This is a genomic window from Burkholderia sp. GbtcB21, assembly GCF_019091065.1.
GTDB lineage: Bacteria > Pseudomonadota > Gammaproteobacteria > Burkholderiales > Burkholderiaceae > Burkholderia > Burkholderia pyrrocinia_C.
In genome coordinates, this window is record NZ_JAGXKA010000010.1 from 276,722 (window position 1) to 283,822 (window position 7,101).

Consider the following 7,101-nt stretch of genomic DNA (forward strand, 5'->3'; position numbering starts at 1 on the left):
GGCGCCGGCAACGCTCGCGCCAACCGGCCGGAGCGTTCGGGCTCCGGCACACGGTCGCGACACGGATACGACGCATCAGGGGGGATGATCGATGAAGGATCTGACGACGCCGCGCAGGATCGCGGCGGCGGTGGCGGCGCTCGCCGTCACGCAGGGCGCGCATGCATTGAGCAGCGTCACGCTGTACGGCGATGTGGATACCGGCATCACGTACACGAACAACGTGCAGACGACCGGGGCCGACGGCGCGGTGCGCGGCGGGCATGCGTGGCAGATGACGGGCGGCGCGAGCGCGCCGTCGCGCATCGGCCTGACGGGCAGCGAGGATATCGGCGGCGGCACGGCCGTCACGTTCAAGCTCGAGAACAGCTTCTGGATGAACAACGGCAGCTTGCTGCAGACCGATACGCTGTTCAACCAGAATGCGTGGGTCGGCTTGTCGAACGATCGCTACGGGACGTTGACCGTCGGCCGGCAGTTCGACTCGTACACGACCACGCTCGCACCTTACGCATCGAGCGTTCCGTGGGCCACGCTGTTCGGCGCGCATCTCGGCGACGTCGACAACCTCAACGCCGCACTCAACCTGAACAGCGCGGTGCAGTACGCGAGCCCCGTGATGGCGGGATTCTCGTTCAGCGGCACGTTTTCGTTCGGCGGTGTCGCCGGCGATTTTTCCCGGCAGCGCGGATGGGCGCTGGCCGCGAGCTACAACAACGCGCCATTTTCGTTCGGCGTCGGCGCGCTCGACCTGAATCATCCGCTCGACGCGGCGCTCGGCGGCGCGCGGGGTTATATCGGCGATTTCGCGTGCTCGAATCCGGCGGCGATGTATTGCAAGCTGCAGGATGCGCGTGCATTGAAAGCGATCGGCGTGGGCGGCTCGTATGCGATCGGGCCGGCGACGGTCGGTGTCGTCTACACGCATACGACGCTCGACGACAGCCGGTATTTCGCCGATGCCGCCCATCCGCACGGTGCCGATGCGCGCTTCGACATCGTCGAGGTCAACACGACGTTTTCGGTGACGCCGGCGTTCATGCTGGGTGCGGCTTATATCTACAACTCGATGAAGACCGACGCAAACGGCTCGCCGAAGTTGCATCAGGTCAACCTGGGCATGACCTATAACCTGTCGAAGCGGACGTCGCTCTATACGGTCGGCATTTTCCAGAAGGCGGCAGGTCGCGGGATCGGCATCGACCCGGCGACGGGCGGCGCGGCGAACTATGCGCAGATTCCGAACCTGCCGAATGCGACCGGCAGCCGGCAGCTGTCGGTGACGGTCGGGGTGAAGCACAACTTCTGAGTGGCCGGGGTGCGTGGCGGGCGCCGTGATCGATCTTTGTCTGAAGCGGGGATTCGTACCGGCGGCGGCGCGGATCGTGTCCCCGAAAACGTCGATGCTGAATCTCGTCGCGGCCGGGCGGGGTGTGGCGATCGTGCCGGAGCGGATGGCCAGTCTCGGGATCGACGGTGTCGTGTTCGTGCCGATTTCGGACGACGACGCAAAGTCGGTTTGCGCGCTGGTGTTGCCGGTCGAGCCGACGGTGCTGGCGGACGCGTTTGTGCGGGTGGTGAAGGGGGGTTCCGCGGAGGAATGACTGCCCGAATAAAAAAACGCCAGCCCGGCTGGGCTGGCGTTTCGCTTCGGGTATGACCGGTATCAGAACTGGTTCATCGTGTTGTCTTTACCCGCCGCCTTCAGCGCCGCTTCGCCGCTGAAATACTCCTTGTGGTCGTCGCCGATGTCCGAGCCGGACATGTTCTGGTGCTTCACGCAGGCGATGCCCTGGCGGATTTCCTTGCGCTGCACGCCGGCCACATAACCCAGCATGCCCTGGTCACCGAAGTATTCCTTGGCCAGGTTGTCGGTCGACAGCGCGGCGGTGTGGTACGTCGGCAGCGTGATCAGGTGGTGGAAGATACCGGCTTCGCGCGATGCATCTGCCTGGAACGTGCGGATCTTCTCGTCGGCGAGTGCCGCCAGTTCGGTCTGGTCGTATTCCACGCTCATCAGCTGCGCGCGATCGTATGCCGACACATCCTTGCCCTCGGCCTTCATCGCGTCGTACGCCTGCTGACGGAAATTCAGCGTCCAGTTGAACGACGGGCTGTTGTTGTACACCAGCTTCGCGTTCGGGATGACTTTGCGAATCTCGCTGACCATGCCGCCGATCTGCGCGATATGCGGTTTTTCGGTTTCGATCCACAGCAGGTCGGCGCCGTTTTGCAGTGCGGTGACGCAATCCAGCACGCAGCGCGCTTCACCCGTGCCGGCGCGGAACTGGAACAGGTTGCTCGGCAGGCGCTTCGGACGCAGCAGCTTGCCGTCGCGCTTGATGACGACGTCACCGTTGCCCAGTTGGTCGGCCGACAGTTCTTCGCAATCGAGGAACGAGTTGTATTGATCGCCCAGGTCGCCCGGCGTGTTGGTCACGGCGATCTGCTTGGTCAGGCCGGCGCCCAGCGAGTCGGTACGGGCCACGATGATGCCGTCGTCCACGCCCAGTTCCAGGAACGCGTAGCGGATCGCGCGGATCTTCGCGAGGAAGTCCTCGTGCGGCACGGTGACCTTGCCGTCCTGGTGGCCGCACTGCTTCTCGTCGGACACCTGGTTTTCGATCTGGATGCAGCATGCGCCCGCTTCGATGAACTGCTTGGCCAGCAGGTACGTGGCTTCCGCGTTGCCGAAGCCCGCGTCGATGTCGGCGATGATCGGCACGACGTGCGTCACGTGGTTGTCGATTTTTTCCTGGATCGCGGCCTTCGCAGCGCCTTCGGCTGCATCCAGCTCGCGGAACAGGCCGCCCAGTTCACGGGCGTCGGCCTGGCGCAGGAACGTGTACAGCTCGCGGATCAGCGCGCTGACGGAGGTTTTTTCGTGCATCGACTGGTCCGGCAGCGGGCCGAACTCGGAGCGCAGCGCGGCCACCATCCAGCCGGACAGGTAAAGGTAGCGGCGTTCGGTGCTGTTGAAGTGCTTCTTGATGGAGATCATCTTCTGCTGGCCGATGAAGCCGTGCCAGCAACCCAGCGACTGCGTGTACTTCGCCGGGTCGGCATCGTAGGCGGCCATGTCGGCGCGCATGATCCTGGCGGTGTACTTCGCGATGTCCAGACCCGTCTTGAACTTGTTCTGCGCACGCATGCGGGCGGCGTACTCGGGGCTGATGGCATTCCACGCGCTGCCGTGGTTTTCCTTCAAACCGGCAACTGCCTTGATGTCGTCTTGATACTGGGCCATGTCAATCTCCTGGGAGCAAAGCGCGTTTGAGTAAATGGTTGAGCGTGGCGCTCCGTATGTCGAAGCGAACTGCATGACTGAATAGTAACGCCGCCCGATGCGCTTTTGGGGATGTCTTATATAAGACATAAGACATAAATTTCTGTTATTTTTCAATGGGATACGTAGCGATTTTTGCGATGCAAAACAAGTTTTCAAGCGGCGAAAAAGAGATGCCGCGGGAATTCGACGTGGGTTCCGCAATGTGAAATAGCCTTTCGGCTGCTGGAGGAAGGGCAAGCACGATGGTTCGAGCAACGATGGCTCGCGGGATGATTGTGTAGCCGACTGTTTCGACGAACGGATGGACGGCTTTCCGACGTGCGGCTCATCGCGCTGCGGAAGCCGCCGGGCTGACCTGTCCAATTCATCCGTGCGGCTCCAGCGCCCCGAGCCCGAAGCCGCATCGGTATCCCGCCGCTCCCGACAGAATCGAAAGCCTCGCGCCGCATGTGGACAAGCCGGTTTCTGCAAAAACACGCACGAAAACCACGCCCATCAAGCCTTTGCAAAAACCTAGTGGTTTCCACCCATAGTCGCAAATAGTCAAGAACAGGTCGCCGCCGGTCTTCTCGCGGCCAATATGGCTCGTTACTTTTACTCCCACGATGCAGGCCGGCGCACACCCCGCGCACCGGCTGCCACGCGTCCCAACGGGAGGAACCGAACCATGAAGTCGACGAAGATCGCCGCGCTTGTCGCGGCCGTGCTGGCGACCGCCGCGTTCACGAACGCGGCGCGTGCCGAAACGGATGCCGCGACCTGCCGCACCGTGCGTTTCGCGGATATCGGCTGGACCGACATCACGTCGACCACGGCGCTCGCGTCGACCGTGTTCGAGGCGCTCGGCTACAAGCCGACCACGACGATCGCGTCGGTGCCGATCTCGTTCGCCGGCCTGAAGAGCAAGCAGCTCGACGTGTCGCTCGGCTACTGGTGGCCCGTGCAGCAGAAACAGCTCCAGCCGTTCCTCGACAGCAAGTCGATCAACGTCGTCGAAACGCCGAACCTGTCCGGCGCGAAAGCCACGCTCGCGGTGCCGAGCTACGAATACCAGGCCGGCCTGAAGACCTTCGAGGACATCGCGAAGCACCGCGCGGAACTCGACGGCAAGATCTACGGGATCGAGCCGGGCAGCAGCGCGAACGCGACGATCCAGAAGATGATCGACACGAACCAGTACGGGCTCGGCGGCTTCAAGCTGGTCGAATCGAGCGAGGCCGGGATGCTGGTGACGGTCGAGCGCGCGATCCGCGAGAAGAAATGGGTCGTATTTCTCGGCTGGGAGCCGCATCCGATGAACATCCAGCTCAGCATGAACTATCTGTCCGGCGGCGACGCGTCGTTCGGCCCGAACTACGGCGAAGCGCGTGTGTACACGCTGACGGCGCCCGACTTCATCGCGCGCTGCCCGAACGCGGGCAAGCTCGTCACGAACCTGCGCTTCTCGACGCAGCTCGAGAACCAGCTGATGCAGTCGGTGATGAACAAGACGAAGCCGGCCGACGCCGCGAAGGCCTACCTGAAGAAGAACCCGCAGGTGCTCGATCCGTGGCTCGCCGGCGTCAAGACGTTCGACGGCAAGGACGGCTTGCCGGCGGTCAAGGCGTATCTCGGCCTGTAATGGCCTGCACGTTGCACGACGCGTGCACCGACGAAACATCAGCAATGCGAAATAACCAGAGTCAAGCGAGGCAAACAGCATGAACCATGAAGTCATCGTGACCTGCGCCGTCACCGGCGCGGGCGATACGGTCGGCAAGCATCCGGCGATTCCGGTCACGCCGAAGGAGATCGCGGCGGCCGCGATCGAAGCTGCGAAGGCCGGTGCCACCGTCGCGCACTGCCACGTGCGCGACCCGCAGACAGGGCGCGGCAGCCGCGACCCGAACCTGTACCGCGAAGTGGTCGACCGCATCCGCTCGGCCGACGTCGACGTGATCATCAACCTGACGGCTGGCATGGGCGGCGATCTCGAGATCGGCGCGGGCGAAGACCCGATGCGTTTCGGCAAGGGCACCGATCTGGTCGGCGGCCTCACGCGGCTCGCGCACGTCGAGGAACTGCTGCCCGAGATCTGCACGCTCGACTGCGGCACGCTGAATTTCGGCGACGGCGACTACATCTACGTGTCGACGCCCGCGCAGTTGCGCGCCGGTGCGAAGCGCATCCAGGAGCTCGGCGTGAAGCCGGAGCTCGAGATCTTCGATACGGGCCACCTGTGGTTCGCGAAGCAGTTGCTGAAGGAAGGGCTGCTCGACGATCCGCCGCTGTTCCAGCTTTGCCTCGGCATTCCGTGGGGCGCGCCGGCCGATACGGGCACGATGAAGGCGATGGTCGACAACCTGCCGCCGGGCGCGCACTGGGCCGGCTTCGGGATCGGCCGCATGCAGATGCCGATGGTCGCGCAGGCGATGCTGCTCGGCGGCCACGTGCGCGTCGGCCTCGAAGACAACATCTGGCTCGACCGCGGCGTGCATGCGACCAACGGCACGCTCGTCGAGCGCGCGAGAGAGATCGTCGAACGGCTCGGCGGCCGCGTGCTGACGCCGGCCGAAGGCCGCCGCAAGATCGGGTTGCCCGCGCGCGGCGAGCGTCCGCTCGAACGCCGCGCGATCGCCGAATTCGCGTGAGTTTTTCCTGACCGATACGACAGGGCGGCGCGCAACGGCGTGGCTGCCCACCGATTTCCCCTGATTTGAAGGATGCGTTGACATGGCTGTGAAGACCGACATCAAGACGTTTGCCGCCATCGGCACCGGCGTGATCGGAAGCGGGTGGATTTCCCGCGCGCTCGCGCACGGTTTGGACGTGGTTGTATGGGACCCCGCGCCGGGCGCGGAAGAGCGGCTGCGCGCGAACGTCGCGAATGCGTGGCCCGCGCTCGAACGCGTCGGCCTCGCGCCGGGCGCCGATCCCGCACGGCTGCGGTTCGTGCCGACGATCGAAGCGTGCGTCGCCGATGCCGATTTCATCCAGGAAAGCGCGCCCGAGCGCGAGGCGTTGAAGCTCGAGCTGCACGAGCAGATCAGCCGCGCGGCGAAGCCCGACGCGATCATCGCGTCGTCGACATCGGGGCTGCTGCCAACGGATTTCTACGCGCGTGCGACGCATCCGGAGCGCTGCGTGGTCGGCCATCCGTTCAATCCGGTCTACCTGCTGCCGCTCGTCGAGGTGCTCGGCGGCGAGCGCACATCGCCGGAAGCGGTCGAAGCGGCGATGGAGATCTATCGCAAGCTCGGCATGCGGCCGCTGCACGTGCGCAAGGAAGTGCCGGGCTTCATCGCGGACCGGCTGCTCGAAGCGCTGTGGCGCGAGGCGCTGCACCTCGTCAACGAAGGTGTCGCGACGACCGGCGAGATCGACGACGCGATCCGTTTCGGCGCGGGCATCCGCTGGTCGTTCATGGGCACGTTCCTGACCTACACGCTGGCCGGCGGCGACGCGGGCATGCGACACTTCATGCAGCAGTTCGGACCTGCGCTCGAACTGCCGTGGACGAAGCTGGTCGCGCCGACGCTTACCGACGCGCTGATCGACAGCGTCGTCGAAGGCACGACCGAACAGCAGGGCACGCGCAGCATCAAGGAGCTCGAACGCTATCGCGACGAGTGCATCACCGAGGTGCTGAAATCGATCGCCGCGGTGAAGGCGCGGCACGGGATGCGATTCGAGGATTAGGGTCTGTTTACATATGGAACGCACATGCGAATGCCCGAAATCGCTCGTAGGGCAAGGAGTGAGGAGCGCCGTTTGGCCGAGCCAAACAAGCGACGAGCGACGCCGCCATACGGGCGATTTCGGGCATTCCCGTG

The 7,101-nt window shown here is 64.3% G+C and carries 6 protein-coding genes; 5 read left to right on the top strand and 1 reads right to left on the bottom strand.

Translation table 11 applies throughout. The features are described from left to right. Positions 1-91: 91 nt before the first annotated feature. Complete coding sequence (locus KVT39_RS22950) at positions 92-1,309, top strand: porin (RefSeq protein ID WP_217590269.1); 1,218 nt, start codon at positions 92-94, stop codon at positions 1,307-1,309. A gap of 25 nt (positions 1,310-1,334) precedes the next feature. After that, a complete protein-coding gene (locus KVT39_RS22955; protein WP_368858936.1) occupies positions 1,335-1,604 on the top strand; it encodes a LysR substrate-binding domain-containing protein in 270 nt (89 codons plus the stop codon). A 62-nt stretch (positions 1,605-1,666) separates the two neighbouring features. Here KVT39_RS22955 and KVT39_RS22960 read toward each other — a convergent pair whose 3' ends face one another. Beyond that, entirely contained in the window at positions 1,667-3,247 is a 1,581-nt protein-coding gene (locus tag KVT39_RS22960) for an isocitrate lyase (protein WP_217590270.1), read from the bottom strand. 709 nt (positions 3,248-3,956) lie between these two features. Here KVT39_RS22960 and KVT39_RS22965 point away from each other — a divergent pair. The 3 genes from KVT39_RS22965 (at position 3,957) to KVT39_RS22975 (ending at position 6,967) form a co-directional block, all read left to right on the top strand. Continuing rightward, complete coding sequence (locus KVT39_RS22965) at positions 3,957-4,910, top strand: choline ABC transporter substrate-binding protein (protein WP_072441929.1); 954 nt, start codon at positions 3,957-3,959, stop codon at positions 4,908-4,910. 79 nt (positions 4,911-4,989) lie between these two features. Then, positions 4,990-5,919, top strand: coding sequence for a 3-keto-5-aminohexanoate cleavage protein (locus KVT39_RS22970; protein WP_175747144.1), 930 nt, complete (start codon positions 4,990-4,992; stop codon positions 5,917-5,919). A gap of 82 nt (positions 5,920-6,001) precedes the next feature. Continuing rightward, positions 6,002-6,967 carry an L-carnitine dehydrogenase gene (locus KVT39_RS22975; protein WP_034180716.1) on the top strand — a complete coding sequence of 322 codons (966 nt, stop codon included), beginning with the start codon at positions 6,002-6,004 and terminating at the stop codon, positions 6,965-6,967. Positions 6,968-7,101 lie beyond the last annotated feature (134 nt).

What these genes read in the sequence shown, in the direction of transcription:
- KVT39_RS22950 (WP_217590269.1), top strand. Translation starts at nt 92, where the DNA reads ATGAAGGATCTGACGACGCCGCGCAGGATCGCGGCGGCGGTGGCGGCG.
- KVT39_RS22960 (WP_217590270.1), bottom strand. Translation starts at nt 3,247, where the DNA reads ATGGCCCAGTATCAAGACGACATCAAGGCAGTTGCCGGTTTGAAGGAA.
- KVT39_RS22965 (WP_072441929.1), top strand. Translation starts at nt 3,957, where the DNA reads ATGAAGTCGACGAAGATCGCCGCGCTTGTCGCGGCCGTGCTGGCGACC.
- KVT39_RS22970 (WP_175747144.1), top strand. Translation starts at nt 4,990, where the DNA reads ATGAACCATGAAGTCATCGTGACCTGCGCCGTCACCGGCGCGGGCGAT.
- KVT39_RS22975 (WP_034180716.1), top strand. Translation starts at nt 6,002, where the DNA reads ATGGCTGTGAAGACCGACATCAAGACGTTTGCCGCCATCGGCACCGGC.